This window comes from Micromonospora sp. NPDC049060 (assembly GCF_040649055.1).
Lineage (GTDB): Bacteria > Actinomycetota > Actinomycetes > Mycobacteriales > Micromonosporaceae > Micromonospora > Micromonospora reichwaldensis.
Genome location: NZ_JBEZEV010000029.1, coordinates 41,516 through 68,257, shown reverse-complemented (window position 1 = coordinate 68,257; position 26,742 = coordinate 41,516). Strand labels below are relative to the sequence as shown.

Genomic DNA, 26,742 nt, shown 5'->3' with positions numbered 1-26,742 from the left:
GGTGCTGGTGGACGGTTACGCGTACGGGTCGCTGTCGATGACCGCCTACACCGTGGGGTCGTCCTGCCGCACGGAGGCCCCGCTGGCCGGCGCTCTACCGTGTACGACGGGACACCGGCGGAGGGACGACGATGGGCGCAGCACCGCAACGCGCGGGACTCGACCGGGCACTCGGGCGGCGGCTACGCGGCGCGGCCGGGCTGGCCGCGCTCGCCGGGCTCGCGTGGGTGGCCCGGGACGTGCCGGCGGCGCTCGGCGGCCGGCTCACCGGCGCCCGCGCGGAGCGGGCCGCCCGCTCGCCCCGGTTCCACGACGGCGTTTTCCGCAACCCGGGCGGCTCCCGCTCGATGGCCGGCACCCCCGACCGCAACCTCGTCCGCGAGCTGATCTTCGGCAAGCAGAAGCGCCGGCCGAGCGTCGCCGTGCCGCTGTCGCGCCCGGGCGCCGCCCCGGCCACCGACGCCGGGCGTGAGCTGAACGTCGTCTGGTACGGCCACGCCTCCGCGCTGATCGAGATCGAGGGCCGCCGGGTGCTGCTCGACCCGGTGTGGAGCGACCGGTGCTCCCCGTCGAGCCTGGTCGGCCCGCGCCGCCTGCACCAGCCGCCGGTACGCCTCGACGAACTGCCCCCGGTCGACGCGATCCTGATCTCGCACGACCACTACGACCACCTCGACATGGCGACCGTCCACGCGCTGACCGCCCTGCAGTCGGCACCGTTCCTGGTGCCCCTGGGCGTGGGCGCGCACCTGGACCGCTGGGGCGTACCGGCCGGACGGATCGTCGAGCTGGACTGGGAGGAGAGCCACCGGGTGGCGGGGCTGGAGATCACGGCCACCGCCGCGCAGCACTTCTCCGGCCGGGGGCTGCGCCGCGACGGGACGCTCTGGAGCTCCTGGGTGGTCGCCGGCGCGCACCGCAAGGTCTTCTACACCGGCGACTCCGGCTACTTCGACGGCTACGCCGAGATCGGCGAGCGGCACGGGCCGTTCGACGTCACGCTGGTGCAGATCGGGGCGTACGACCGGGCCTGGCCGAGCATCCACATGTTCCCCGAGGAGGCCGTCGCCGCCCACCTCGACCTGCGTGGCGGGCTGCTCCTACCGGTGCACTGGGCGACGTTCAACCTCGCCCTGCACGACTGGTCCGAGCCGGTGGACCGGATCTGGGCCGAGGCGAAGGCCCGGGACGTACGGCTGGCCGTGCCCCGCCCCGGGGAGCGGGTGGTGGTGGACGACCCGCCGGCCGTCGACGGCTGGTGGCAGGCCGTCGCCTGAGCGGCCTCAGAGGACGAAGGCGTCGGTCCAGAGCGCCCCGGAGCGGCCCGACAGGGCGTCCAGCATGGCGACCGCCTGACCGTCGGTGAGCTGGGCGACGAAGTCGACGATCGCCCGCCCGCGGGCCTTGCCGATCCGGTCCGGCGTACGCGGGTGCAGCTCCGCCTCGGCCAGCTCCACGAGGTCGTGCAGGCGGCGCGGCAGCCGGGACTCCTCCTCGGGGTCGAGCAGCCACTCCAGCAGCGCCTCCACCAGGGTGCCCAGCAGCCGGGCCTGCCCGCGCTGGTGCAGGGCCAGGTCCGGCCGGGCCAGCACGAACCGGTGGTGGACGAACTTGAGCACCTGCACCTCGTGCCACTGCGCGGGGGCGAGCAGCACGTGACCGGAGCGGACCGCCGGCTGCTCGACCACGGTGATCGCGTCGACGAAGCGGGTCGTCCACCGGGCGGAGAACCGGGCCACGTACTGCTCCGCCTCGATGGAGCCGTCGAAGGGCATGGCGAGCAGCCCCTCCACCAACTCCTCGCGGACGTGCTCGACGGCGGCGGCGAACGCCTCGTCGTCGGCGATCCAGGCGTCCTTGCGGTGCAGTTGCCGGCGCAGCCGCTCGATCGCCGAGCCGGGCCGACGGGCGGCGGCGGCCAGGGCCGCGTCGGTGATGGCCCGGAAGTGCCCGCTCTCGCGCTGCCAGGCCATCAGCTCGGCGGCCACCGCGCCCTGCTGGAGCACCCCGACCCGGTAGAAGTCCTCCACGTCGTGGATCGCGTACGCGACGTCGTCGGCGGTGTCCATGATCGACGCCTCGGGGGTCTGCTGCCAGTCCGGGATGCGCCCCACGAACGGCTCCCGGGCCTGCCGCAGGTCGCCGAGCTCGGTCCGGTACGCCCCGAACTTCGACGAGCCGCTGCCCGGGTCGTCCGGCGGCGGGGTGGCGCCGCGCGGCGGCGGGTCCAGCAGCCGGGGGTGCGGGTCGGGATGGTCCAGCCGCGTCCACGGGTACTTCAGCAGCGCGGCCCGCACCGCCGCCGTGAGGTCGAGGCCGGTGGTCGCCGCGCCGCGGATCTCGGTGCTGGTGACGATCCGGTACGACTGGGCGTTGCCCTCGAACCCGTCGGTCAACCCGAGCCGCTGCCGGGCCAGCCGGTCCAGCACCCGCTCCCCCAGGTGCCCGAACGGCGGGTGGCCGAGGTCGTGCGCGAGCGCGGCGGCCTCCACCACGTCCGGGTCGCAGCCGCCCAGCTTCTCCAGCAGGTCGCGGTGCGCCTCGTCGGCGGTGAGCCGCTCGGCGATGGCGCGCGCCACCTGCGCCACCTTGAGGCTGTGGGTCAGCCGGTTGTGCACGAGCAGGCCGGAGCCGCCGGGGCTGACCACCTGGGTCACGCCGTTGAGCCGGGCGAAGAACGGCGAGGCGACGATGCGGTCGCGGTCGGCCCGGAACGGGCTGGTGGCGAGGTCGCCGAGCGCCCGGGCGCTGCCGCCGAAGAGCCGCCGGGCGCGCGGGTCCACGGGATTTTTCATGATCGCCACGCTAGCGCAGCGGGCGGCGTCGCGGGCGGGGCGGTGTAAGGAAGGGGTGGGGCGGCACGCCGGGGCGGGGGCGGCGACGGGCGTCGGTGCGGGCCGGCACAATGCAGGGCGGAACCCACACCGAAGGCGGATCGAGATCGTGACCCTCTCTGTTCATCAGCGGATCGCCGACGAAATCGGCGTCGCCGAGCGTCAGGTACGGGCGGCCGTGGAGCTGCTCGACGGCGGCGCCACCGTGCCGTTCATCGCCCGCTACCGCAAGGAGGCCACCGGCCTGCTCGACGACACCCAGCTGCGCACCCTGGAGGAGCGGCTGCGTTACCTGCGCGAGCTGGACGAGCGGCGCGCGGCGGTGCTGGAGTCGATCCGCGGTCAGGGCAAGCTCGACGAGGCCCTGGAAGCGCAGATCATGGCGGCCGACTCGAAGTCCCGCCTGGAGGACATCTACCTGCCGTACAAGCCCAAGCGACGCACGCGTGCGCAGATCGCCCGCGAGGCCGGGCTGGAGCCGCTCGCCGAGTCGCTGCTGGCCGACCCGGGTCAGGATCCGCGCCAGGCCGCCGCCGGCTTCGTGGACGCGGAGAAGGGCGTGGCCGATCCCGCCGCCGCCCTGGAGGGCGCCCGCGCGATCCTCATCGAGCGCTTCGCCGAGGACGCCGACCTGATCGGCACGCTGCGCGAGCAGATGTGGTCGCGGGGCCGGCTGGCCTCCCGGGTACGCGACGGGCAGGAGTCGGCCGGCGCGAAGTTCGCCGACTACTTCGACTTCGCCGAGCCGTACCCGAAGCTGCCCTCGCACCGGATCCTGGCCATGTTCCGGGGCGAGAAGGAGGGCGTGCTCGACCTGACCATGGAGCCCGAGGAGGCCGGCGAGGCCGACGCGGTGGTCACCGGGCCGAGCCGCTACGAGGCGGCGATCGCCGGGCGGTTCGGCATCACCGACAAGGGCCGGCCGGCGGACCGGTGGCTGGCCGACACGGTGCGCTGGGCCTGGCGTACGCGGATCCTCATCCACCTCGGGGCGGACCTGCGGATGCGCCTGTGGCAGGCGGCGGAGGAGGAGGCGGTGCGGGTCTTCGCCACCAACCTGCGGGACCTGCTGCTCGCCGCGCCGGCCGGCACCCGGCCCACGATGGGGCTGGACCCGGGCCTGCGTACCGGCGTGAAGGTCGCCGTCGTGGACGCCACCGGCAAGGTGGTCGCCACCGACACGATCTATCCGCACGAGCCGCGCCGGCAGTGGGACGCCTCGATCGAGACCCTCGCCCGGCTGGCCGGGGCGCACGGCGTCGAGCTGGTCGCCATCGGCAACGGCACCGCCAGCCGGGAGACCGACAAGCTCGCCGGCGAGCTGATCAAGCGGTACCCGCAGCTCAACCTCACCAAGGTGGTGGTCTCCGAGGCCGGCGCGTCGGTCTACTCCGCCTCCGCGTACGCCTCCCAGGAGCTGCCCGGGCTGGACGTCTCGCTGCGCGGCGCGGTCTCCATCGCGCGCCGCCTGCAGGACCCGCTCGCCGAGCTGGTGAAGATCGACCCGCGCTCGATCGGGGTCGGCCAGTACCAGCACGACCTGTCGGAGGTGAAGCTCTCCCGGTCGCTGGACGCGGTGGTCGAGGACTGCGTCAACGCGGTCGGCGTCGACGTCAACACCGCCTCCGCGCCGCTGCTGACCCGGGTCTCGGGCATCGGCGCCGGGCTGGCGGAGAACATCGTGCTGCACCGCGACGCGAACGGTCCGTTCCGCACCCGGTCGGAGCTGAAGAAGGTCGCCCGGCTCGGGCCGAAGGCCTTCGAGCAGTGTGCCGGCTTCCTGCGCATCCCCGGTGGCGACGACCCGCTGGACTCCTCCAGCGTGCACCCCGAGGCGTACCCGGTGGTCCGCCGGATCCTGTCCACCACGGGGCAGGACCTGCGGTCGCTGATCGGCAGGAGCGCCATCCTGCGGGGGCTGCGGGCCACCGACTTCGTCGACGACACCTTCGGCCTGCCCACCGTCACCGACATCCTCGCCGAGCTGGAGAAGCCGGGCCGCGACCCGCGGCCGGAGTTCCGCACCGCCACCTTCGTCGAGGGGGTGGAGAAGATCAGTGACCTGGTGCCCGGCATGGTGCTGGAGGGCGTGGTGACAAACGTGGCCGCGTTCGGCGCGTTCGTGGACGTCGGCGTGCACCAGGACGGGCTGGTGCACGTCTCGGCGATGTCCCGGACGTTCGTGAAGGACCCGCGCGAGGTGGTCAAGTCGGGCGACGTCGTACGGGTCAAGGTGCTCGACGTCGACGTGCCCCGCAAGCGGATCTCGCTGACCCTCCGGCTGGAGGACGACGCGGAGGCGGGCGCCGGGCGCGGCGGCCCGGACAGCGGGCGTCGCGACCGTGGCGGGCAGGGCGGGCCACGCGGCGACCGGGGCGCCTCGCGGGGCGAACGTGGCGGGCAGGGCGGCCAGCCCGGCCAGGGCGGTGGACGCGGTGACCGGGGCGCGCAAGGGGCCCAGGGCGGCGGGCGCGGCGGTCAGTCCGGGCAGGGCGGCGGGCGAGGCGGGGCGCAACGGCAGGGCCGTGGCGGAGCGGGACCCGCGCCGGCCAACGACGCCATGGCGGACGCGCTGCGCCGGGCCGGACTGGCCTGACACGGCCCACGCCCGGAGCGACGCGGCACGCAGGGTCTGGAATCCGGCCAGGGTCCAGGCCACCTGGCCTGACTCCGGGGCGGCGCGGGACGCACGCACGACGCTGTCGAGCTGATGTCGTAGACGATTCGACGACGGTTCAGGCAACCGCCTGATGTCGCAAACGACTCAGCTCGACAGCGTCGTGCCGACCTGTCGCCTGCGCGCCTGCGCACGCACGACCATCAGCACGCGGCGGTGCGCTGTCGACCGACCGGGCCGGCGGCAGGGCGCGGTGGTGCTCCCGGAGCGCGCCACCCGACGGGCCGGACCGGGGCGAGGCGCGCCGGTGCGTCCCCGAGACGCGCCACCGCCAGACCGGACCGGCGGGGGCACGCCTGAACTCCCCGGAACTCGCCCACCGGCAGACCGGGCCAGCGGCGTGGATCTCGCGGTGGTGCTTTCCGGTGGCGGGCGGCGGGGCGTACCGTCGCGGTCGTGAATCGAGGCGACGGCCTGGAGTGGCGGGAGCGGCAGCAGCGGGCGGTGCGGGCGCACGCGGCGGCCGACGAACGCCGGCGGGCGGCGGAGCACGCCGAGGCGGCGGAGCTGGTCGCCTGGTTCGTCGCCGAGGCGACCCGGCGCGGGCTGCCCACGGAACGGCTCACGGCCCGGGGGCTCGACGGGCGCGGGAGCTACCGGACGAGGCTGCGCGGCTGGTACGTCGACCGGGCCCGCACCCGGGCCGTCGACGTCGACGGCCGCTTCCACCTGCTGACCGTGGCGGGCGGCCCGCGCGCCCTGCTGCTCGGGGCCGAGCCGCAGCCCAGCCCGCCGCCGCTCGTGGTCGGCGCGGGCGGTCGCGACGGCGAGTCGATCCCGCTGCGCACGCTGCTGGAGCGCCGGTTGGAGGCGGGCGGCGCGACGCCCTGAGCGGGGCGCGGTGTTCGGAGCAGCGCGTGGGGGCAGGCCTCCGGGCTGGGGCGCGGGCGGCCAGGCGGCCCGGGCGGGTCAGCGGATGACGCCGCCCGGTCGGCGGAGCCGGCGCCGCCGGCCCAGGTGCCACCACCACGCCTGCTGCACCAGCAGTGTGGCCAGGCCGGCGAGCAGGATCGCGCAAAGGTTGATCACCAGTTGGAGCGCCGAGCCGGACGCCTCGTGCCAGACGCCGTAAGCGACGGCGACGGCCGCGTTGGCGGCGGCCGGCACGGTGGTCACCGAGATCAGCACGCCGACCAGGCTGCCGGACTTCTTCGAGGTCAGGGAGAGCATGCCAGCGACTCCTGCCAGCAGGCCGACCACCCAGGACAGCGCGTCGGGCCGCCAGATGAAGTCAGTCAGGGGGCGTTCGGACTCCAGCATCCCGCGCTCGACCAACCCCACCGCGTCCAGGCCCCAGGTGCTGAGGACGGTGACCACCATCGCGGCGAGGAAGCCGACCACGAGGGCCTGCACCGACCGGCCGATGACCATCGGGTTGCGGCGCAGCAGCGCGACGCAGAGCGCCGCCAAGGGGCCGAACTCGGGGCCGACCACCATCGCGCCGACGATGAGGATCGGCTGGTCGAGCAGGACGCCGACGCCGGCGAGCATGGTGGCGACGGTGAGCAGGACGAGGTACGTGGCGGAGAGCTCGGTCTGCTCGCCGGTCTTGGCGGCGATCTCGTCCCAGACCACCGCGTCCGCCCCGCTGCCCGGCGCCTTCTCGGCCGCCCGGCCGGCCGCCGCGGAGATGGACAACTCGACGTCGTCGGCCGAGATGGCGCCGCGCTCCTCCACGCCGAGCTGCCGTAGCGCGTGCAGGACGCTGTCGGCGCTCTCCCGGACCACGTCGCAGAGGATGAGGTCGCCCGCCGGTTGACGGGCGGCCCCCGGGAGCACCGCCAGGTGGGTCACCCCGGGATCGGCGGCCAGCAGGTCCGCCACGGCGGAGGACTGGTCGCTCGGCGCGATGACCCTCAGGTGCAGCACCGGCTCTCCCCCGCGTCGTGGACCGTCGAGCACTCTACCGCCGGCGCGGGCGGGTCGAGGTGCCACGTCTTCGGCGTCGGGCCGCGTCCTGACGGGCCGTTGCGCGGTTGACCTGTCGGGAACGGCGCGAGTGTCGCGATTTCGCACCGCTGGCGCTTTCGCCCCTGTTAGAACGTGTTTGTCGACTGGTGCCCGACTCTGCCCTGGAGGTCGAAGCCTTGCCTGGTTCCGTGCACACGCCGGGAAGAAGCCTCGCGGAGCGGCCCCGACCGGAGGCCCTGAAGCGGGCGATCGACGTGCTGGCGGCCGCGGTGCTGCTCGTCCTGACCGCGCCACTGGTCCTCGTCGTGGCGGTGCTGGTGGCGGTGGGACTCGGTCGGCCGGTGCTGTTCCGGCAGCCCCGCGTGGGACGGCACGGTCGGGTGTTCGAGCTGGTCAAGTTCCGTACCATGCTCCCGCCGGATCCGCTGCGGGGACGGGTGCGCGACGGGGACCGGCTGACGCCGCTGGGGCGCTTCCTGCGCTCCACCAGCCTGGACGAGCTGCCGACGCTGTGGAACGTGCTGCGCGGCGACATGAGCCTGGTCGGCCCCCGGCCCCTGCTCACCGAGTACCTGCCGCGCTACTCCCCCACCCAGGCCCGCCGGCACGAGGTCAGGCCGGGCGTCACCGGGCTGGCCCAGGTGCGTGGCCGCAACAGCCTGGGCTGGGAGGAGAAGCTGGACCTGGACGTCTGGTACGTCGACCACCGCAGCCTGCGGCTGGACCTGTCGATCCTCGCCGCGACCGTCCGCACCGTGCTGCGCCGCGAGGGGATCTCCGCGGCGGGCTCGGCCACGGCGCCCGAGTTCCTCGGCACGCCCCCGCTCGCCCCCGCAGTGCCGGCACCGGACACCACCCTCACCGTCCCCGCCGGAGGTGGCCGATGAGCGGGACCATCCACCTGTCCCCGCCCGACGTCGGGCCGCTGGAGGAGTCGTACGTCGTCGCGGCCCTGCGGTCCGGCTGGGTCGCGCCCGTCGGCCCGGACCTCGACGCGTTCGAGCGCGAGGTAGCCACGCGGGTGGGCACGCGCGGGGCCGTCGCCGTGAGTTCCGGTACGGCGGCGCTGCACCTGGCGCTGCTCGGGGTGGGAGTCGGGCCCGGCGACGCCGTCATCGTGCCGACGCTGACGTTCGTGGCGAGCGCGAACGCGGTCCGCTACGCCGGCGCCCGGCCGGTCTTCGTCGACTGCGACCCGCACTCCGGGAACCTCGACGTGGCCCTCGTGGACGAGCTGATCCGGGCCCTCGTCCTGCGGGGACAGCGCGTCGGCGCGGTCGTCCCCGTCGACCTCTTCGGCAGCTGCGCCGACCACACCGCGCTGGCCCCGGTCTGCGCGGCGGCGGGCGTACCGGTGGTCGAGGACGCCGCGGAGGCCCTCGGCGCGACCCATCACGGCCGGCCCGCCGGCTCCTTCGGGCAGGTGGGTATCCTCTCCTTCAACGGCAACAAGATCATGACCACCTCGGGCGGCGGGATGCTCGTCTCCGACGACACGGCCCTGCTGGCTCGGGCCCGGTTCCTGTCGACCCAGGCCCGCGAGCCGACGCCGCACTACGAGCACCGCGAGACGGGCTACAACTACCGGCTGAGCAACCTGCTCGCCGCGTTGGGCCGCGCCCAGCTCGTCCGGCTGGACGGGATGATCGCCCGGCGCCGGCACCTGCGCGACCAGTACGCCAAGCTCTTCGCCCCGATCCCGGGTGTGCGGCTGCTCGGCGTGGAGGACCCGGGCTCCAACTGCTGGCTGACCACCATCGCGGTCGACCCGCAGCGGGCCGGCTGGCGGGCCGCCGACCTGGCCGCCCACCTGGCGGGGCGGGACATCGAGACCCGCCCGGTCTGGAAGCCGATGCACCTGCAACCGGCGTACGCCGACGCCGAGTGCCTCGTCACCGGGGTGGCCGAGCGGCTGTTCGCCGACGGGTTGGCCCTGCCCAGCGGCAGCGCGATGAACGAGCGCCAGGTCGGCCTCGTCCTCGCCGCCGTCGACGAGTTCCTGGCGGCCCGCACGGGAGGGTCGACGGCGTGACGGTCCCGCTGGTGGTCGTCGGCTGCGGCGGGCACGGCCGGGAGGTCCTCACGATCGCGCGGGCGATGTACGTCGCCGCCGGCCGGCCCCGCTGGCGCCTCCTGGGGTTCGTCGACGACCGGCCCTCGGAGGAGAACCTGAAGCGGGTGCAACGGCTCGACGTGCCCTATCTCGGGGGCGTCGCCTGGCTGCGCGACGCGCCCCCGGACGCGCACCACGTCATCGGCATCGGCGACCCGCGCGTCCGGCGGGCGGTCGCCGCCCGGGTCGAGGCGTACGGCACGCCGGCGGCGAGCCTCGTGCATCCGGCGGCGACGATCGGGCCGGACACGGTGCACGGCCCGGGCCTCGTCGCCTTCGCCGGGGCCCGGGTCACCACAAACGTCACGCTCGGCCGGCACGTGCACCTCAACCAGAACGCCACGGTCGGGCACGACTGCACCCTCGCCGACTTCGTCTCGGTCAATCCGCTGGCCGCCGTCTCGGGCGACTGCCACCTGGCGGAGGGGGTGCTGGTCGGCACGACGGCGGCCGTGCTGCAGGGCCTGCGGGTGGGCCGGGACAGCACCGTCGGGGCGGGCGCCTGCGTCGTCCGGGACGTGCCGGACGGTGTCGTGGTCAAGGGCGTGCCCGCCCGTTGACCCGACGAGCCCTCGGTCCCACGACGAAAAATCGGTCATCGAACCCGAAAGACGCCAAAAATCGTGTTCGGGCATGTATCAACCTAAAGAGCCCTAAAGCTCCTTTCGCCCTGTGGCGGAAGCCCTCGGAGACGGACAGGGAGCACAGATGCCGCCCGCAACAGAGGCCACCCGACTCGGTGAACAGAGTTCACACCGGGCCAGGGCGCGTCGCCGCACCATCGGATTCCTCGCCACCGACAGCACCGCCTGGGTCGGTGGGTTCACCGCAGCGGTCTGGTTCCGGTACGAACTCGACCTGGCCTCCGGCCAGCTCGCGCGCGCGGCCACCTGCGGCGCCCTCGCCGCCGTCGTGCACGTCGCCGTCGCGGCGGTCCGCCGGATCTACTCCGGACGCCACCCGCTGGGCAGCCTCCAGGAGGTGCAGGGGGTCGCGGGCACGGCGGCCACCACGGCCGCGATCATGCTGATCGGGCTGCTGCCGGCCGGCGTACGACCGGTGCCGGCGAGCACGCCGCTGGTCGGCGGCGCCCTGGCGCTGCTGTTCATGCTGACCGCCCGGTTCACCTACCGGCACCGCCGTGACCTCGCCATGCGGCCCGACGCCCGGTCCTCCAACCCCGTGCTGCTGTTCGGGCTCGGCGACGCCGGGCAGGGGCTGCTGCGGGCCATGCTCGGCGATCCGCGCGGACGCTACCGGCCCGTGGGCGCCCTCGACGACGACCCTGACAAGCGGGACCTGCGCATCGGCGGCGTACGCGTGCTCGGCGGCCGTCAGGACGTGGCGGCGGCCGTACGGCGCACCGGCGCGACGACGGTGATCTTCTCCGTCGCCAACGCCGACGCCGCGCTGATCCGGCAGATCCGCGAGGCCACCCTCCGGACCGGGGCGACGTTCAAGGTGCTGCCTCCCGTCCGGGACCTCGTCGACCACCGGATCACCGTCACCGACGTCCGCGACGTGCAGATCGACGACCTGCTCGGCCGTCGGCAGGTCGTCGCCGACATGGCGCTGAGCGGCAACGGGCTCAGCGGCCGACGGGTCCTGGTCACCGGCGCCGGCGGCTCCATCGGCTCGGAGCTGTGCCGGCAGGTGATGAAGGCGGACCCGGGCGAGCTGATGATGCTCGACCGCGACGAGTCGGCCCTGCACGGCCTGCAGATGTCGCTGACCGGCCGGGCCATGCTGGACGGTCCCGAGCTGATCCTCGCCGATCTGCGCGACGACGAGGGCATCCGGCGGATCCTGCGGGAGCGCCGGCCGGACGTCATCTTCCACGCCGCCGCGCTCAAGCACCTCACGCTGCTGGAGCGGCACCCCGGCGAGGCGGTGAAGACGAACGTCTGGGGCACCCTCTCGGTGCTCGACGCGTGCCGCGACGTGGCCCGCTTCGTCAACATCTCCACCGACAAGGCGGCCGACCCGATCAGCGTCCTCGGCTACTCGAAGCGGATCACCGAGCGGCTGACCGCGCACGCCGCCTCCAAATTCCCCGGCACCTTCCTCAGCGTCCGCTTCGGCAACGTGCTGAGCAGCCGCGGCTCGGTGGTGACCGCGTTCCAGCGGCAGATCGAGCTGGGCCACCCGCTCACCGTCACCCACCCGGAGGTGACCCGCTACCTGATGACGGTGCAGGAGGCGGTGCACCTGGTGTTGCAGGCCGCCGAGATCGGCCGCGACGGGGAGGCGCTGGTGCTGGACATGGGTGAGCCCGTCCGCATCGCCGACCTGGCCCGGCAGATGGCCGAGCAGGCGGAGAGCGGCGTGCCGATCGTCTACACCGGGCTGCGCCCCGGCGAGAAGCTGCACGAGGACCTGTTCGGCACCGGCGAGACCGACGCCCGGCCGCTGCACCCGCTGGTGTCGCACGTGGCGGTGCCCGCCCTGGACCCGATCGAGGTGAGCGGGCTCGATCCGTACGACGATCCGGAGAAGGTGGCCGCGCAGCTGGCCGCGCTCTGCGACCACCCGGTCGTGCCGGTCCCCCGCGCCTCGGTGCAGGTGCCGTTGTCCCGCTGACGCCCACACGGTGAGGGCCGGCGACCGGGAAGCTCCGGTCGCCGGCCCCTCGCGGTACGGCTCAGCGGCGGATGCCCGCCCAGTCGTGGTGCCGGCGGACGGTGGAGAGGATGAAGTCGACCACCCGGCGGGAGGTGTCCGGGACCCGGTAATCCACGGGGCACGGCACCCCCTGGGCGGCGACCTGAGCCACGGTGACCTCGACCGCCTCCACGACGCCCTGCGGGTCGAGCCCGGTCATGATGATCCCGCCGGCGTCCAGCGCCTCGGGGCGCTCGATCGACTCGCGCAGCGTCACGGCGGGGAAGCCGAGGATCGCGGCCTCCTCGCTGATCGTGCCGCTGTCGGAGAGCGTGCAGAACGCCCTGGTCTGCAGGTGCACGTAGTCGAAGAGGCCGAACGGCTCGTGGAACGCGATCCCGTCGAGGGCGGCGGCGTCGGGCGCCAGCGCCTCCAGCCGCTTGCGGGTACGCGGGTGCGTGGAGACCAGCACCGGGTGCCCCCACCGGTCGCGGACGGCCCGGAGGCAGTCGAGCAGGCGCTGGAGGCGGTCCGGCTGGTCCACGTTCTCCTCGCGGTGCGCGCTGACCACGAAGTACCGGCCGGGTGCGAGGTCGAGCTGACGCAGGACGCCGGACGCGGCGACGTCGGCGCGGTAGTGCTCCAGCACCTCCCGCATGGGCGAGCCGGTGTGCAGGATCCGGCGCGGGTGCAGCCCCTCGGCCAGCAGGTTGCGTCGGGCGTGCTCGGTGTAGACCAGGTTGAAGTCGGCGACGTGGTCGACGAGCCGCCGGTTGGTCTCCTCGGGGACGTTGAGGTCGAAGCAGCGGTTGCCGGCCTCCATGTGGTAGACCGGCACCCGCATCCGCCGGGCCATCAGCGCGGCGATGCAGCTGTTGGTGTCGCCGAGCACGAGCAGCGCGTCCGGCCGCGTCTCGGCGATCGCCGTCTCCATGCCGACCAGCACGCCGCCCAGCACCCGGCCGAGCGACGAGGTGTCCACCCGCAGGAAGCGGTCCGGCTCGCGCAGTCGCAACTCCTTGAAGAAGACGTCGGAGAGGGTGCTGTCCCAGTTCTGCCCGGTGTGCACCAGCAGGTGGTCCACGGTGTCGTCGAGCCGGGCGATCACCCGGGACAGTCGGATGATCTCCGGTCGGGTGCCGACCACCGTCATGATCCGGGTCATGCCCGTCCTCTCTCTGCTGCCAGCTTGGTCATGATGTCCTCGAACTGGTCCACGCCCACCCGCAGCGACATGCGCTCCTGGTAGACCCGTCGGGCCCGCCGGCCCAGTTCCGCCCGGGCGTCCGCGGACTCGGCCGCCGCGACGGAGAAGCGCGCGGCGAGCGCACGCCAGTCCCCCGGCGGGGAGACCAGGCCGACCCCGGCCGAGCGGACCAGGGCCGCGGCGTCGCCGCCCACCGACGCGATCACGGGACTGCCGCAGGCCAACGCCGCCTGCAACTTCGACGGGATGCTGCCGCGCAGCGCCGGCAGGTCGCGCAGGCAGATCAGCTGCCAGTCGGCGGCGGCGTACAGCGCGGCCATCCGTTCGGCGGGCCGCCGGCCGACGAAGCGCACGTTGTCGGCGCCGAGATCCGCGGCGAGCCGGTGCGCGGCCTCCTCGCCGGCACCGGAGCCCACCAGCACCAGGTCGATCCGGTCGCGCACGACGGCCGCCGCCCGGATCGCGGTCTCGATCCCCTGCAACAGGCCGATGTTGCCGGCGAACATCACCGTGCAGCGCCCGCGGTGGCCGAGCGCCGCACGGGCCTCGTCGGTGGCCGGCACCGGCCGGAACAGCGCGTCGTCGGTCCAGTTCCACACCACCCGGACCCGGTCCGGGTCCGCGCCCCGGGCCACGACCAGGTCGGCCATCGCCGGCGAGATCACCACCACGGCGCCGGCGAGGCGGTACGTCGCGCGCATCAGGGCGGCGACGCCGCGCTCCAGGGCCCGGCCCGCCCGGCCGGCGGGCGCCATGCCCGAGCCGAGCACCGACTCCGGCCACAGGTCCTGGACGTGCAGCACGATCGGCGTACGCCGGGCCAGGCGGACCAGCGCCGCCGCGGCCGCGGAGGTGGGTGGCGGGTGGTAGACGTAGGTGACGTCGACGCCCGCCAACCAGCGGACGCCGCCCAGCGCGCTGCTGGCCCCGAAGGACAGGTGGCTCAGCGCGCGCCGGGCGGCGGACGTGTCGTGGCTGGGATAGGCGGGCACCCGCCGCACGGCGACCGGCCCGTCGGCCTCGGTGTGTCGCCAACGCTGCCGCCAGCCGGGGAAGATCCGGCCGTGCGGATAGCTCGGGAAGGTGGTGAGCACCCGCACGTCGTGGTCGCGCTCGGCCAGTTGCCGCGCCAGGTTGCCGGGGATGAACACCCCTTCGGGCGGGTACCACTGGCTGACCAGGCCGATCCTCACGTGGCGGCCACGGCGCGCTCCGGCCGGCCCGTCTCCACCGGCTCGGGCCAGGTGTCCGGCCGTTCCGGGTCGAACAGCTCGTTCGTCCAGAACATGGTGACCAGGTCGTCGTCGCCGGTGTTGACCAGCTTGTGCGCCCACATCGTGGGCATGTCGACGAGCGCCGGCGCGTCGCCGGAGACCGCGAACCGCACCACCCCGGTGTCGCCGACCCGGCGCAGGCTGATCTCCGCCGTGCCCCGCAGCACGACGAAGCGTTCCACCTTGGCCAGGTGGAAGTGCTCGCCCCGGGTGATGCCAGGACGGGTGGTGGAGCAGAAGGTCTGGCCGCCTCCCCCGTGCGTCCGGACCGTCTCGACCAGCTCGCCCCGGGCGTCCGCCCGGCGCGGCAGCGCCAGCGGGTAGTGCGCCGGGAAGCAGTGCGAGCGGTAGGTGTTGAACAGTCGCACGTCGTGCCGGTCCACCAGGGCCGGCAGCTCGCCCGTGCGGTAGGTGGCGGCGACGTCGGCGAGCCGGTCGGCGAGGGCCCGTACGCCGGTCCGCAGCGCCGGCATGGCGGGGTCCCACGAGCCGCCGGCCGGGACGCCGACGAGCCGGGCCGCCGCGTCGGTGACGTGCACCAGGCTCAGCTCGCGGTCGCCGTGCACCTCCGGCTGCCCGCCCTCGGCGAGCAGCCGGCAGAACGTCGCGACCGCCGAGTTGTAGTAGGGCCGGCCGTGCTCGCCGTACAGGTTGGGCAGCAGGACGTCGTCGAACGGCAGGCCCGTGTCGGCCAGGATGCCGGCGGCGGCGGCCTTGGCGTCGCCGTAGGGGGTGCCGTTGCCGGCCTGCACCGAGTTGGCGAAGACCACCGCGCCGGGGGGCGTCGGGCAGTGCTTGAGGCCCTGCGCGAGCTGGGCGGCGAGCTGCACGTTGCCGGCGGCCACGTCGGCCGGCTCGCCCCGGTTGACCCCGGCCAGGTGCAGCACCCGGTCGACGCCGTCGAGCTTCGCCGCGACCCGCTCCGGGTCGGTCAGGTCGGCCCGGGTGACGACGACCGGCTCCGGCCGGCCGAGGACGCGCAGCAGCACCCGCACGTGCCAGCCGAGGAAGCCGCCGGCGCCGGTGACGGCCAGCCTCAGCACGCCAGCACCGGGTCCCGCAGGGCCAGCTCCGCGCGTACCTCCGGCAGCGTCCTCAGCAGCTCGACGATCTCCGGTACGCCCAGCCGCGGCGCGTTGGCGGAGTTGAAGTCCTCCCGCGGCCCCCGGCCCAGCTCGCCCTCCGAGACGTAGAGCGCGTAGTTGAGGTCGCGGGCGTCCAGCGGCACCCGGAGGAAGTCGCCGAAGTCGTCCGCCTGGGCGAGTTCCTCCCGGCTGGCCAGCGTCTCGTCCTGCTTCTCGCCGTGCCGTACGCCGATGACGTCGAGCTTCGCGGGCACGTCGAAGAGTTCGCAGACCGCCTCGGCCAGGTCGCCGACGGTGCAGGCGACGGCCTTGCGGATGAAGATGTCGCCGGGCCGGGCGTGCTGGAAGGCGTGCTCGACCAGCTCCACCGAGTCGTCCAGCGACATCAGGAAGCGGGTCATCCCCGGGTCCGTGACGGTGGGCGCCCGGCCCGCCTTGATCTGCTCGATGAACAGCGGGATCACCGAGCCGCGCGAGTACATGACGTTGCCGTACCGGACGCAGGAGACCGTGGTCGCGCTGTTCGGGTTGTTCCGGGCGTGGGCCTGGGCGACCTTCTCCATCATGGCCTTGCTCATCCCCATCGCGTTGACGGGGTGGACGGCCTTGTCGGTGCTCAGCACGACCACGGAGCCGACGCCGTTGCGCTCCGCCGCCTCGACGACGTTGGCGCTGCCCAGGACGTTGGTCCGCACCGCCTCCAGCGGGAAGAACTCGCACGAGGGCACCTGCTTGAGCGCCGCCGCGTGGAAGACGTGGTCGATCCCCCGGCTGGCCCGCAGCACCGAGTCGTAGTCGCGCACGTCCCCGACGTGGTAGCGGACCCGGTCGTCGCCGAGCTGCCGACGCATGTCGTCCTGCTTGGCCTCGTCGCGGCTGAGCACCCGGACCTCGCCGACGCCGCGGGCGAGAAGGCGGCGGACCATCGTCTTGCCGAAGGAACCCGTGCCGCCGGTGATGAGTACCCGCTGGCCGTTGGAATTTGTGGTCACTCCCGCTCCCATGTCCGTTCGCCGTGCCCCGCCCCCGTACGCCCGGCGGGTTCGTTGGGAGGAACGACCACTCCCGTACCGGAGAAACGCCTTTCATCCGACAATCACTACGAATGCCCGCTTAATCAAGAAAGAGATGGGAGACTGGCGACCGCAGCGGATATGCCGCCTGGTCACCGAATCCGAAGGGCTACAGCGTGGGAGACGTACCTCCAGGCCTCCTGTCCGGATCCGCCCGCCCGCTCGGCACGCACCGGCGACGGGCCCCTCGGCGCTACGCCACGCTGGCCAGCGTGGCGATCCTCAGCGGCGTCGCCTTTCTGGCCTGCTGGTCGGTGGATCAGACCTATCTGGCTCCCGCTCTGCTGGTCGCCGTCACCCTCAGCGGTCGCTTTCCCCGGCCCGGGCCGGTCGACGTGCTCGCCCTGCTGCTCGGCGTGTGGGTGGTCGCCAGCCTCGGGTGGACGGTCGACACCGCGGCGACCCGCAGCTCCGTCTACCTGTACGGCACCTGCGTGCTGCTGCTGGTCGCGGTGCGGCACATCGTGACCACCGCCCGGGACCTGCTCGCGGTCGGCGGCGCGTTCCTCGCCGGGTGTCTCGTCCGGACGTACGAGCTGATCCGTGACCCCTCCGTCGGCGGCGACCTGGGCCGGGCGGGAGCCTTCGACCTCAGCGTCCGGTACGGCATCGAGGGATTCAACATCAACCTGACCGCCTACACGATGGTCGCCGGGATCCTGCTGGCGGTGCTCCTGAGCACCGTCGGTGAGCTGCCCCGCGCGGCACGCCTCGTGCTCTACGCGATCGCGGCGCTGCTGGGCTACGCGGTGCTGCTCAGCGGGACGCGGGGCGCCCTGGCCGCGCTGCTGCTCGGGGCCGCCTACCTGCTGTGCAGCCGGGCGACTCCCCGGGCGTGCTGGCTGGTGGCGGCGGTCGTCGTCCCGGCGGTCCTGCTCCTGGTGCCGCTCGGCATGGGCGAGGCGACGCTGCTGCGGCTCGACGGCCTCGTCGCCGACCGGGCGACCGGTGACCTCGCCGGCCGGATGCTGGTCTGGCCCGAGGCCGTCGCCGTCTGGGGGCAGTCCCCGCTCGCCGGGATCGGGGCGGGCGCGTTCATGGCGGTCAGCTCCTGGGGAATCGGCGCCCACAGTCTGGTCCTCACCCTCGGCGCCGACCTCGGGCTCGTGGGCGTGCTCTGCTACGCAGCCGTCCTGGCCGCCGCCGTGCGGCCCGTCGGGCGCGCCTCCCGGCTCGGCGCGCGGCTGGCCGGGCTGTTCCTGGTGATGTTCCTGCCGATCTGGCTCACCGGGCACTGGGAGGCCGCCCTGGCCGCCTGGCTACCGCTGGCGTTGTTCTCGCTCGTGCCCGCCCTCGCGGCCGACCGGCCACAGGGCACCGGCGGCCGGCACCACCGCAGGGACCACCGGTCAGGACCCGACGGGGTGCTTCCCTGGCGCGGCGGCCGGCGGTCGGCGGTCGGGCCGGGGGGAACCGGCGACCCGACGCCACAGGTCGGTGTGCTGGCGCAGCACGCTCTGTAGCCCGTAGAGCCGGTGCACCCGGGCCCGGGCCCGGTCGGCCAGGTCAGCACGGCGCACCGGGTCGGTCATCAGCTCCCGCAGCGCCGCGGCGAGGCCGGCGGGGTCCGAGGGCGCGACGACCACCCCGCTGTCGTCGCCGAGGATCTCGGCGGTCGCCCCCACGTCGGTGGCGACGACCGGGCAGCCGAGTGCCATCGCCTCGACCACCACGTTGGGGAACCCCTCGGTGTGGCTGGGCAGGACGAACAGGTCGCAGCGGGCCATCATGGCGAGGGCGTCCGTGTGCGGCAGCTCGCCCAGGAAGGACACCGACGCCGGCGGCTGGTGCCGCTCGGTCACCGATCGCAGGTAGGCCGGGTCGGCGGGGCCGACGAAGAGCAGCCGCCAACCCGGCTGCGCGGCCGTCCGCCAGGCGGTCAGCAGGTCCTCGACCCCCTTGGCGGGCAGGAACCAGCCGACGAACAGCACCGTGCGTTCCGCCGGCGCGGGGTCCCGGTGCGGCGCCGGGAGCCGGTCGAGGTCCACTCCGTTCGGCATCCGCCGCACCCACACCGTGGGGAGCTGGTTGCGGACGGTGGACTCGGACGCCTCGTCGAGGACCAGGACCGCCGTCGCCAGCCGCATCGCCGAGGCCATCGACCGCCACTCCCGGCTGCCGCGCCCCGCGATCTCAGGGATCCGCCCGAAGTGCAGGTGGTAAATGGCCGGTCGCCGGTACACCCGGGCGATGATCAGCAACGCCAGGTCCCGGAGAACGCCGGGGCCACCGGACGAATGCAGGTGCACGACGTCGGTCCGGCCCACGGCCAGGACGCGGCGCAGTGCCACGGCGCCGGCCATGAGCTGGCGTACGCCCGCGGTCAGGCGTCGGCCCCGCCCGAGGTCGTGCACGCCGCGCCACCGCTGGGCGATGTCGACCACCTCGATCTGGACCTCCGGATCGTCGCGGAACCGGTCGACAAGCATCGCCACCCCGCGGGCGATGCCTCCCATCGGTGGCGGCAGCGGCCCCACCACGCACACCCGCATCCGCTCCGGCATCTCAGTGTCCAGCACCCGTTACCTCCTGCACAGAATCGAGCAGCCGCGCCAGCGGCTGTGCGTACGCCCGGACGTCGAAGGAGTCCAGCGCCTGCTCCCGGGCGGCCTTGCGCATGAGCAGTCGTTCCTCGGCGGTCATCCGCACCGCCCGGTGCAGCGTCGCCGCCAGCGCCGGCACGGAGTGGTCGGCGCAGACCAGGGCGTTGACGCCGTCCTCCAGGTAGCGGCCCAGGTCGCTGGTCAGGTTGCAGATCACCGGGGTGCCGTTCGCCATCGACTCGCAGACCTTCGTCGGGAAGCCGGCGTTGGCGTAGCGCGCCGGCGGCCGGAGCAGGACGCTGAAGTCGGCCTCGCGCAGCAGCTGCGGCACCGTCCACTGCGGCACCCGGCCGACCACCTCCACCATCTCCGGCGGGTCGCCGCCGAGCAGGTCCCGCAGCTGTTGGCGGGACGGCCCCACCACCCGCAGCCGCAGCCGCGCACCGGAACGCGCCACCGCCTCGACCGCCTCGACGACGGTGCCGAGCAGGTCCTTGCGGCCGGGGGTGCCGGCGTAGACCAGGGTGAGCCCGTCCCACCCGGTGGCCGGGGCCTCCGGTGTGCCCGCCAGCTGCCGCACGTCGAGGGTCGGCGGCACCCGCACCACCGGGCAGCCCCGCTGCCGGAAGTGCTCCTCGAGCAGGGTGCTGATGGCGATGACGCCGGAGCAGCGCGGGTAGTGGTGGCGCAGGGCGAGCTTCGCCGACAGGTGCAGGGGGCCCAGCGCCCCGCCGACCAGTTGCCGGGGGCTGTACCACTCGACCACGTCGACGACCAGCGGAATCCCGTGGCGCCGGCACCACCGGCGCAGGTGGACCATGTACGGCGTCCCGCCGCCGTAGACCACGACATGTGACGGTCGGGTCGGTTGCGCCGCCAGCCAGGCGACGGTCCGCGCCCCCCAGCGCAGGAGCACCTGGGTCGCCCTGGCCGCCGGGCTCGCCCCGGCGGGCGGCAGCTCGCCCACCCCGACGTGGGATATCGTGCCCGGCCCCGTCACGACGTCGACCGGTCGAGGCTCGGCCGGGGTGTGCTCCCCGCCGACCACCACCACGTGCCGGCCGGCCAGGGCCAGCGACCGGGCGATCCCGTCGACCCGCCTGGAGCATGCCTCGCCCCACGGGTAGCGGAACGGCCCCACGTACGCCACCCAACCGGATGGATCCGTCATAGCATCGTCCTCTCCGGCACCGGGCCGGGTACGGCGGAGACTTCTGCCAGGCGGGCGGCGAAGGCCCGGGCCACCTGGTCCTTGCTGTGGTGGTGCCGCGCCCAGGCGTGCCCGGCGTGGGCCAGCCGACCGCGCAGCGCGCCGTCCCGACACAGCCGTTCGAGGGCGTGCCGCAGCTCTCCCCGGCTCTCGACGCCCACCACCACGGCGGCCCCCGCGGCGTCGAGGTGCCGCATGGAGGCGAGCTCCCCCGGCCCGTACGCCAGGACAGGTCGCCCGGCAGCCAGGTACTGGGGGATCTTGGTGGAGAGTGAGAAACGGGTGTAGCGCCGCAGCTCCGCCCGGAACGACTCCACGTGCACCAGGACGTCCGCCCCGGCCAACGCGCGGGTGACCTCCGCGCCGCCCAGGGACTCCCCGAGGTCGACCTGCGGGCAGTCGGCGAACCGGTCCCGGTAGCGGACCAGGTCCGTCTCGGGCGCGTGCACCGTCAACCGCGGTCGAGGCAGGTCCCCGGGCAGTTCGCCGAGGGCGAGGCCGACCTGACGCAGCACTGCCCACCGGTCGAGGTGCAGGCCCCCCACGTAGCTCAGGCGCAGCGCCCCGGGCTCCGCCCGACCGTCCACCGGGTCGACGAAGGCGCTCTCGTCGACGCAGTTGGCGAACGCCGCGAACGGTCGGTCGTACCGCCGCTCGTACTCCCTGGCCATCTCGTCGCTGATGCACAGGCCGCTGACACAGCGGCGCATGACCCGGTCCAGGTGGCGCCGGACCGAGCGCTGCCCGTAGCCGAGCAACTCACCGGAGGCGTAGAGGGTCGCCGGCCAGTCGTCCATGAAGTGGGGCACCAGGGGTGCACCACTGCACTCGGCCAGCCGGTCGGCCAGCCGCATGATCCGGACGCTGCCCAGCATCGAGTAGACCACGTCGGGGCGGAACGCCCGGACCCACTCGACAAGCGGGCCGGCGACCCGCAGCGGGCTCAGGTCGGCCAGGGCCCGCAGTTCGGCGTGCAGCCGGGCCGACGAGGGGGCCCCCGCCGACACCGGTATCGCCCCGATCGCCGGATCCGCCTGCCCCCACGGCGAGCCGCCACGGCTGAGGAACCGCCGTCCGTAGTGGTCGATCGGGCTGCTGCGCGGGTCGATCCGATGGAACCGGGAGCAGACCTCGGTGGAGGGTTCCGCGGCGGCGGTGTAGACCTGCGCGAGCCGGTCCCGGGGCCACCCCGCGAAGAGGTTGGCCAGGGTGATGCCGCTGCCCGTGGTGGCCCGGAAGGGCTCCGCCCCGACGACGAGGACGCGAGCCCGGCCCGGCTGCCCGCTCATGCCGTCACCCGCTGCCCGTGCGCCGCCGGTCGGGCTCGGGTCACCACCTGGCGGTAGCCCAGTAGCGCCGCCGGGACGACCGTCACCAGCCCGACGCCCGCACCCAGCCACGGCACCGCAGCCATCCCCAGCGCCCCGGCGCCCCACGCTTTCAGCGGCACCGCCAGAACGAGGTACGCCGTCCAGCCGACGAGCTGCGGGCGGACCACCCCGGCGGCGTTCTGCACCATGAACCAGGGCGAGGCCACCGCGAGCACCATCCACCAGGCACCGAGGCCAGCGAGCAGCCACCGGTCCGGTGCCTGTGCCATCCCCATCAGCGCGGCCAGCGGCTCCCCGCCGACGAGCGCCACCACGACGGTCGGCAACCCGACGGCTGCCGCCGCGACGAGGGTCATCCGGCCGGTGAGGCGGCGGACCCAGTCCACCCGTCCGTGGGCCAGCGCCTCACCGTACGCCGGCCACAACGCCGTGGTCATCATCGACATGAGCAGTCCCAACTGGGCGAACAGGCGGGCGGCCACGGCGAACACGGCCACCTCGGCCAGGCCGCGGGTCTGGGCGACGATCAGGGGGTCGGTGTTGGTCGCGACCGTCAGCACGGCCGTGAGCAGCAGGAACATCCCGCCCAGCCGGAGCAACGCCCGGGCGGCGGATGCCTCCACGTACCGCAGTGACGGCGCCAGCTCCGGCATCCGTCGGGTGTACAACCACAGGCTGTTCACCAGGTTGCCCAGCAGCGGGCCGCTCACCGCGGCGGCCACCAGGGGCACCGGCCCGGCGTCGAGGGCCACGGCGACCAGGGTCAGCGGGAGGCAGAGCAGGGACCCGGCCAGCTGCCACGAGTTGGCGCGGGCGACCTGCTGGACGCCGTACTGCACCCGGACGACCAGCGACATCGGCACGTTGAGGATGAAGACGGTCAGGCAGACAAGCGTCATGGCCCGGGCCGTCGGCACCAGCTCGGCGCCGGGCAGGTTGAACACGGCTGCCCACGGGATGGCGAGCGCCCCGAGCCAGAGGGCGGCGCAGGCCGCGACCGCCGCGCCGGCCAGGGTCAGGTAGGCGGTGGAGACGTAGCGTCTGGCCTGCACGGTGTCGCCCCGGGCGTGGGCGTCCGCCAGCTTGGTCATCAGCCCGTTGCCCAGGCCGAGGTCGGCGAAGGCCGCCATCGCGGTGAGTGCCGTCACCGCCTGCCACAGGCCGAACAGCTCCACGCCGAGATACCGCTGGGTGAGCGGGAGCAGCAGCAGCGGCACGACGGCCCCGACCGCCCGGCTGCCCACCGTCGTCGCGATGCCGGCCACCAGCCTCCGGTCGCGGCCCCGGTCGGCCACCGCCGGATCGGCCAGCGGGGCCCGGGCGTCGGCCGACTCCGTGACGGTGGGGTGCATCGTGGTCGGCCGCCCTAGACCGGACTCAGCGCGCGGGCAGCGGACTGCCACTCGACGGTCGCCATCAGGCCAGCGCGCAGCGAGTGCGGCCGGGCGGCGGGGAACAGCTCGCGCAGCCGGGTGCAGTCGGCCTGCGAGTCGCGGACGTCGCCGGGCCGCGGTGGGCCGTGCTCCACCTCGAGCCGCCGGCCGAGCACGGCCTCCAGCTCGGCGACCAGATCCCGCAGCGACGTACGGGTGCCGAACGCCAGGTTGACCACGTCGGCCGCGCCGACGCGGCGCACCACGGCGTCGGTGATGATGTCGGTGACGTCGGCGACGTAGGTGAAGTCGCGGGTCTGCTGGCCGTCGCCGTGCAGCGTCAGGGGCCGGCCGTCGAGCGCGTCGGCGATGAACCTCGGCACCACGGCGGCGTAGGGGTGCTCGGGGTCCTGCCGCGGCCCGTACACGTTGAAGAAGCGGAACGGGAGCACGGCGAGGTGGAAGCAGGCGGCGTAGGCGAGGGTGTAGGTCTCGGTGGCGAGCTTGGAGGCCGCGTACGGGCTCACCGGCATCGGCCGCAGCGCCTCGTGCCGGGGCATCCCCGGAGCCGACCCGTACACCGAGGAGGAGGAGGCCACCACCACGTGCGGCACCTCGTGGCGGCGCACCGCCTCCAGCACGTTCACCGTTCCGGTGGCGTTGGCGTGGTGGCTACGCGCCGGATCGTCGATCGACCCCGGCACCGAGCCGAGGGCACCGAGGTGCACGACGCTCGCGGCGCCCGGTAGCGCGTCGTCCAACACGTCCGGGTCGCAGACCGAGCCGACGAGGAGCCGGGCGGGCACGTCCAGCAGATTGTCCAGCGAACCGGTCGACAGGTCGTCGACCACCACGATCTCGCTGATCCGCGGCTGCTCGGCGAGCGCCCGGACCAGGTTCGAACCGATGAAACCGGCCCCGCCGCTGACCACGATCTTCAACTGTTTCCCCCGATGTCGCGCGTTGCCGCCCTCCCGGCGCCAACTATGCGAAATGACCCTTTTGCACCCTTCTTGACAGTCAACGACAAGCGAACACCCAAGGTCACGGTTGCGTATCAGAACGGCGTGCCGTCGCACCGGCGGCGCCCGCCAACCCGTTCGGGCGGGTACCGGGCCACCGCCGCCCGCGCCCCGGCCGGTGGCCGATCCGCCGTCAGGCAAGCTGCTCCGCGTGCGCCTCGTACCACTGCACGGTCGCCCGCAGAGCCTGGGCGCGCGGCACCGGCGTCACGTCGGGGAAGAGCGCGCGTAGCACCCCGTCGTCCGCGTCGGAGTGGCGCACGTCGCCCGCCCGCGACGGGCCGTGCTCCACCTCGAGCCGACGGCCGAGCACCTCCTCCAGCTCCGCGATCAGCTCCAGCAGCGAGAGCCGCGCGCCGAAGGCGAGGTTAACCACGTCCGGGGAGCAGACGCGGCGCAGGACCGCGTCGACGATCACGTCCGTGACGCTGCCGACGTAGGTGAAGTCGCGGGACTGGGTGCCGTCGCCGTGCACCTGGAGCGGCCGGCCCTCCAGCGCCGCCGAGACGAACCTCGGCACCACGGCGGCGTACGCGTGGTTGGCCGCCTGACGCGGCCCGTAGACGTTGAAGAAGCGGAACGGCAGCACGCCGATGCCGTAACAGGCGGCGTACGCGAGCGCGTAGGCCTCCGTGGCCAGCTTCGAGACCGCGTACGGGCTGACCGGCATCGGCCGCAGCGTCTCCTGGCGGGGCAGGACGGGGTTGGCGCCGTAGACGGAGGACGACGAGGCGACCACGACGTGGGGGACGCCGTGGCGCCGGACGGCCTCCAGCACGCTGAGGGTGCCGGTGGCGTTGGCGTGGTGGCTGCGCAGCGGGTCGTCGATGGAGCGGGGCACCGACCCGAGGGCGCCGAGATGGACCACGGCTGCCGCCCCGTTGACCGCCTCGTCGAGCAGGTCGGGGTCGAGGATCGTCCCCGCGAGCAGCCGCACCGGCAGGTCGATCAGGTTCTCCAGCGACCCGGTGGAGAGGTCGTCGACGGCCACCACCTCGGTGACCTGCGGCGCGTCGGCGAGGGCGCGTACCAGGTTGGAGCCGATGAAACCGGCGCCACCGGTAACGACGATCTTCAAAGATCCTCCTCGTGGTTCCCGCCCGGCGCGCCACCTGCACGCGGGCCCGGGACATCGAGCCCCTGCAGGCCCGCTCCCGTCTGCACCAACGAGCCGTGCACCGGCGCGTCACGCGGAAAACCCCGGACGTGACGAAGTGGCACGCCGCGCGGTCGCCCGCCCGCCTCGCGGTACGCCCGTCCCGGGGCCCCGGGATGTGATGAGCTGTAGGCATGGAGCGGAGCCGGCTCGGGCTGGTGCTGCACCCCACCCGGGACGTCTCCGAGGTGGTCGACACCATCGTGACCTGGGCCGCCCGGCACCACATCGCCCTGGCCGTACGCGCCGAGGACCGGCACCGCGTACCGGCCACGGTCGAACCGCTGCCGGTGGGCGAGGTGGCCCTCCGGTCGGACGCGCTGATCGCCATCGGCGGCGACGGGACGATGCTCGGCGCGCTCCGGTCGGCCGTCCACGATCCGAAGCCGGTGCTCGGCGTACACGTCGGCAAGCTCGGCTTCCTCGTCGAGGTGGAGCCGCCGGAGCTACCGAGGGCCCTGGACCGGCTGGTGGCGCACGACTTCACGGTGGAGAACCACAGCTGCCTGGCCTGCGACGTCTGCGGCGACGACCTCGTCGCGTTCAATGACATCGCGCTGATCCGCCAGCCCGGTGCCGGCTTCGTCAGCGCCTCCCTCGCCGTCGACGGACAGCAGTACGGGTACTACCGCTGCGACGCGCTGGTGGTCAGCACCCCGACCGGCTCGACCGCCTACAGCTACGCCGCCGGCGGCCCGCTCGTCTCGCCGGCCACCGAGGCGGTGGTGGTGACCCCGTCCGCCCCGATGGCCGGCATCTCCCGTGCGCTGGTGCTCTCCCCCCACGAGACGGTCCGCCTGCAACTGCGCGAGGGCTCCGGCCCGGTCGCGGTGGAGGTGGACGGACTGGTCATCCGGGACGCCGCGACGGAGGGCGTCGTGCAGATCCGCTACCGGCACGACGCCGGCCTGGTCGTCCGCCTGGACCCGCGCCGCTACCAGGAACGCAACCAGCTCAAGCTGAGCCTGCTGGACCTGCCCCTGCTTCCCGACCAGCTCCGCGAACTGCTGCCGGAGGGCCTGCGGGAGAAGTTCAACCGCCGCGAGCTGCCCCCGCCCCGCTGACCATGCCCCCACGCCCCGCCCCGGCCCTCGGCACCCCGGCACCCCGGCAGCCCGGGTGCCTGGCGGCTGACTGCTGGCTGGTGGCTGCTCACGGCCGGCTGGCGGCTGGCGTGCGGCTGGCGTGCGGCTGCTGATCGTGCGGCGGTTGCGGGACCGGCGCCACGGACCTGGTACAACGCTGTCGAGCTGCCCCACATATGGGACCACTCTCGCGCAGCCTCCCTGCCCCAGCTATAGGGGCAGCTCGACAGCGCGCACACTGCGCCCA

Annotated in this window: 21 protein-coding genes; 9 read left to right on the top strand and 12 right to left on the bottom strand. The window is 74.1% G+C overall.

What is annotated here, in order from left to right; genetic code table 11:
• Positions 1–131: 131 nt before the first annotated feature.
• Positions 132–1,277 (top strand): MBL fold metallo-hydrolase, encoded by a 1,146-nt coding sequence (locus AB0B83_RS14100; RefSeq protein ID WP_357578516.1) that lies wholly within the window; start codon positions 132–134, stop codon positions 1,275–1,277.
• Positions 1,278–1,283: 6 nt separating this feature from the next.
• Here AB0B83_RS14100 and dgt read toward each other — a convergent pair whose 3' ends face one another.
• Positions 1,284–2,795: a dGTP triphosphohydrolase gene (dgt, locus tag AB0B83_RS14095; RefSeq protein WP_357578515.1), complete on the bottom strand. Its 1,512-nt coding sequence runs from the start codon at positions 2,793–2,795 to the stop codon at positions 1,284–1,286.
• 148 nt (positions 2,796–2,943) lie between these two features.
• On the opposite strand from dgt, the gene AB0B83_RS14090 reads away from it, so the two are divergent.
• Positions 2,944–5,430, top strand: coding sequence for a Tex family protein (locus tag AB0B83_RS14090; RefSeq protein WP_357578514.1), 2,487 nt, complete (start codon positions 2,944–2,946; stop codon positions 5,428–5,430).
• A 477-nt stretch (positions 5,431–5,907) separates the two neighbouring features.
• A complete protein-coding gene (locus AB0B83_RS14085) occupies positions 5,908–6,342 on the top strand; it encodes a hypothetical protein (RefSeq protein WP_357578513.1) in 435 nt (144 codons plus the stop codon).
• Between the two features lie 78 nt (positions 6,343–6,420).
• Here the strand turns inward: AB0B83_RS14085 and AB0B83_RS14080 are convergent, their stop codons facing one another.
• Positions 6,421–7,380, bottom strand: coding sequence for a DUF389 domain-containing protein (locus AB0B83_RS14080; protein WP_357578512.1), 960 nt, complete (start codon positions 7,378–7,380; stop codon positions 6,421–6,423).
• Between the two features lie 230 nt (positions 7,381–7,610).
• Here AB0B83_RS14080 and AB0B83_RS14075 point away from each other — a divergent pair, with 230 nt between their 5' ends.
• The 4 genes from AB0B83_RS14075 to AB0B83_RS14060 all read left to right on the top strand — a co-directional run bounded on the left by AB0B83_RS14075 (position 7,611) and on the right by AB0B83_RS14060 (position 12,115).
• Complete coding sequence (locus AB0B83_RS14075) at positions 7,611–8,309, top strand: sugar transferase (RefSeq protein WP_357578511.1); 699 nt, start codon at positions 7,611–7,613, stop codon at positions 8,307–8,309.
• Positions 8,306–9,454: an aminotransferase class I/II-fold pyridoxal phosphate-dependent enzyme gene (locus AB0B83_RS14070; protein ID WP_357578510.1), complete on the top strand. Its 1,149-nt coding sequence runs from the start codon at positions 8,306–8,308 to the stop codon at positions 9,452–9,454. Before AB0B83_RS14075 ends, AB0B83_RS14070 begins: the two co-directional genes overlap by 4 nt.
• A complete protein-coding gene (locus AB0B83_RS14065; protein WP_357578509.1) occupies positions 9,451–10,095 on the top strand; it encodes an acetyltransferase in 645 nt (214 codons plus the stop codon). The genes AB0B83_RS14070 and AB0B83_RS14065 overlap by 4 nt, the downstream gene beginning before the upstream one ends.
• A gap of 148 nt (positions 10,096–10,243) precedes the next feature.
• Complete coding sequence (locus AB0B83_RS14060; protein ID WP_357578508.1) at positions 10,244–12,115, top strand: nucleoside-diphosphate sugar epimerase/dehydratase; 1,872 nt, start codon at positions 10,244–10,246, stop codon at positions 12,113–12,115.
• Positions 12,116–12,176: 61 nt separating this feature from the next.
• Here AB0B83_RS14060 and wecB read toward each other — a convergent pair whose 3' ends face one another.
• The 4 genes from wecB to AB0B83_RS14040 are packed head-to-tail and all read right to left on the bottom strand — an operon-like array spanning position 12,177 to position 16,694.
• On the bottom strand, positions 12,177–13,301 hold the full coding sequence (wecB, locus tag AB0B83_RS14055; protein WP_357578507.1) for a UDP-N-acetylglucosamine 2-epimerase (non-hydrolyzing): 1,125 nt from the start codon (positions 13,299–13,301) through the stop codon (positions 12,177–12,179).
• A complete protein-coding gene (locus AB0B83_RS14050) occupies positions 13,298–14,536 on the bottom strand; it encodes a glycosyltransferase family 4 protein (RefSeq protein ID WP_357578506.1) in 1,239 nt (412 codons plus the stop codon). Before AB0B83_RS14050 ends, wecB begins: the two co-directional genes overlap by 4 nt.
• Positions 14,533–15,660, bottom strand: a complete 1,128-nt coding sequence (locus AB0B83_RS14045; protein WP_357578505.1) for an NAD-dependent epimerase/dehydratase family protein — start codon at positions 15,658–15,660, stop codon at positions 14,533–14,535. The genes AB0B83_RS14050 and AB0B83_RS14045 overlap by 4 nt, the downstream gene beginning before the upstream one ends.
• Positions 15,654–16,694 (bottom strand): SDR family NAD(P)-dependent oxidoreductase, encoded by a 1,041-nt coding sequence (locus AB0B83_RS14040; RefSeq protein ID WP_357578504.1) that lies wholly within the window; start codon positions 16,692–16,694, stop codon positions 15,654–15,656. Before AB0B83_RS14040 ends, AB0B83_RS14045 begins: the two co-directional genes overlap by 7 nt.
• 293 nt (positions 16,695–16,987) lie before the next feature.
• Here AB0B83_RS14040 and AB0B83_RS14035 point away from each other — a divergent pair, with 293 nt between their 5' ends.
• Positions 16,988–18,238 carry an O-antigen ligase family protein gene (locus tag AB0B83_RS14035; protein WP_357578503.1) on the top strand — a complete coding sequence of 417 codons (1,251 nt, stop codon included), beginning with the start codon at positions 16,988–16,990 and terminating at the stop codon, positions 18,236–18,238.
• Here AB0B83_RS14035 and AB0B83_RS14030 read toward each other — a convergent pair.
• From AB0B83_RS14030 to AB0B83_RS14005, 6 genes are all read right to left on the bottom strand, one after another.
• On the bottom strand, positions 18,125–19,294 hold the full coding sequence (locus tag AB0B83_RS14030; protein ID WP_357578502.1) for a glycosyltransferase family 4 protein: 1,170 nt from the start codon (positions 19,292–19,294) through the stop codon (positions 18,125–18,127). The two genes, AB0B83_RS14035 and AB0B83_RS14030, sit on opposite strands and share 114 nt — an antisense overlap.
• On the bottom strand, positions 19,281–20,489 hold the full coding sequence (locus AB0B83_RS14025; RefSeq protein ID WP_357578501.1) for a glycosyltransferase: 1,209 nt from the start codon (positions 20,487–20,489) through the stop codon (positions 19,281–19,283). The genes AB0B83_RS14030 and AB0B83_RS14025 overlap by 14 nt, the downstream gene beginning before the upstream one ends.
• Positions 20,486–21,817, bottom strand: a complete 1,332-nt coding sequence (locus AB0B83_RS14020; RefSeq protein ID WP_357578500.1) for a glycosyl transferase family 1 — start codon at positions 21,815–21,817, stop codon at positions 20,486–20,488. Before AB0B83_RS14020 ends, AB0B83_RS14025 begins: the two co-directional genes overlap by 4 nt.
• Positions 21,814–23,211: an oligosaccharide flippase family protein gene (locus AB0B83_RS14015; protein WP_357578499.1), complete on the bottom strand. Its 1,398-nt coding sequence runs from the start codon at positions 23,209–23,211 to the stop codon at positions 21,814–21,816. Before AB0B83_RS14015 ends, AB0B83_RS14020 begins: the two co-directional genes overlap by 4 nt.
• A 14-nt stretch (positions 23,212–23,225) precedes the next feature.
• Entirely contained in the window at positions 23,226–24,164 is a 939-nt protein-coding gene (locus AB0B83_RS14010) for an NAD-dependent epimerase/dehydratase family protein (RefSeq protein ID WP_357578519.1), read from the bottom strand.
• A gap of 223 nt (positions 24,165–24,387) precedes the next feature.
• Positions 24,388–25,332 (bottom strand): NAD-dependent epimerase/dehydratase family protein, encoded by a 945-nt coding sequence (locus tag AB0B83_RS14005; RefSeq protein ID WP_357578498.1) that lies wholly within the window; start codon positions 25,330–25,332, stop codon positions 24,388–24,390.
• A 212-nt stretch (positions 25,333–25,544) separates the two neighbouring features.
• Here AB0B83_RS14005 and AB0B83_RS14000 point away from each other — a divergent pair, with 212 nt between their 5' ends.
• Complete coding sequence (locus AB0B83_RS14000) at positions 25,545–26,474, top strand: NAD(+)/NADH kinase (protein ID WP_357578497.1); 930 nt, start codon at positions 25,545–25,547, stop codon at positions 26,472–26,474.
• Positions 26,475–26,742 lie beyond the last annotated feature (268 nt).

Coding starts and splice junctions, on each gene's coding strand:
- AB0B83_RS14100 (WP_357578516.1), top strand. CDS start 132: ATGGGCGCAGCACCGCAACGCGCGGGACTCGACCGGGCACTCGGGCGG.
- dgt (WP_357578515.1), bottom strand. CDS start 2,795: ATGAAAAATCCCGTGGACCCGCGCGCCCGGCGGCTCTTCGGCGGCAGC.
- AB0B83_RS14070 (WP_357578510.1), top strand. CDS start 8,306: ATGAGCGGGACCATCCACCTGTCCCCGCCCGACGTCGGGCCGCTGGAG.
- AB0B83_RS14060 (WP_357578508.1), top strand. CDS start 10,244: ATGCCGCCCGCAACAGAGGCCACCCGACTCGGTGAACAGAGTTCACAC.
- wecB (WP_357578507.1), bottom strand. CDS start 13,301: ATGACCCGGATCATGACGGTGGTCGGCACCCGACCGGAGATCATCCGA.
- AB0B83_RS14025 (WP_357578501.1), bottom strand. CDS start 20,489: ATGACGGATCCATCCGGTTGGGTGGCGTACGTGGGGCCGTTCCGCTAC.
- AB0B83_RS14020 (WP_357578500.1), bottom strand. CDS start 21,817: ATGAGCGGGCAGCCGGGCCGGGCTCGCGTCCTCGTCGTCGGGGCGGAG.
- AB0B83_RS14015 (WP_357578499.1), bottom strand. CDS start 23,211: ATGCACCCCACCGTCACGGAGTCGGCCGACGCCCGGGCCCCGCTGGCC.
- AB0B83_RS14000 (WP_357578497.1), top strand. CDS start 25,545: ATGGAGCGGAGCCGGCTCGGGCTGGTGCTGCACCCCACCCGGGACGTC.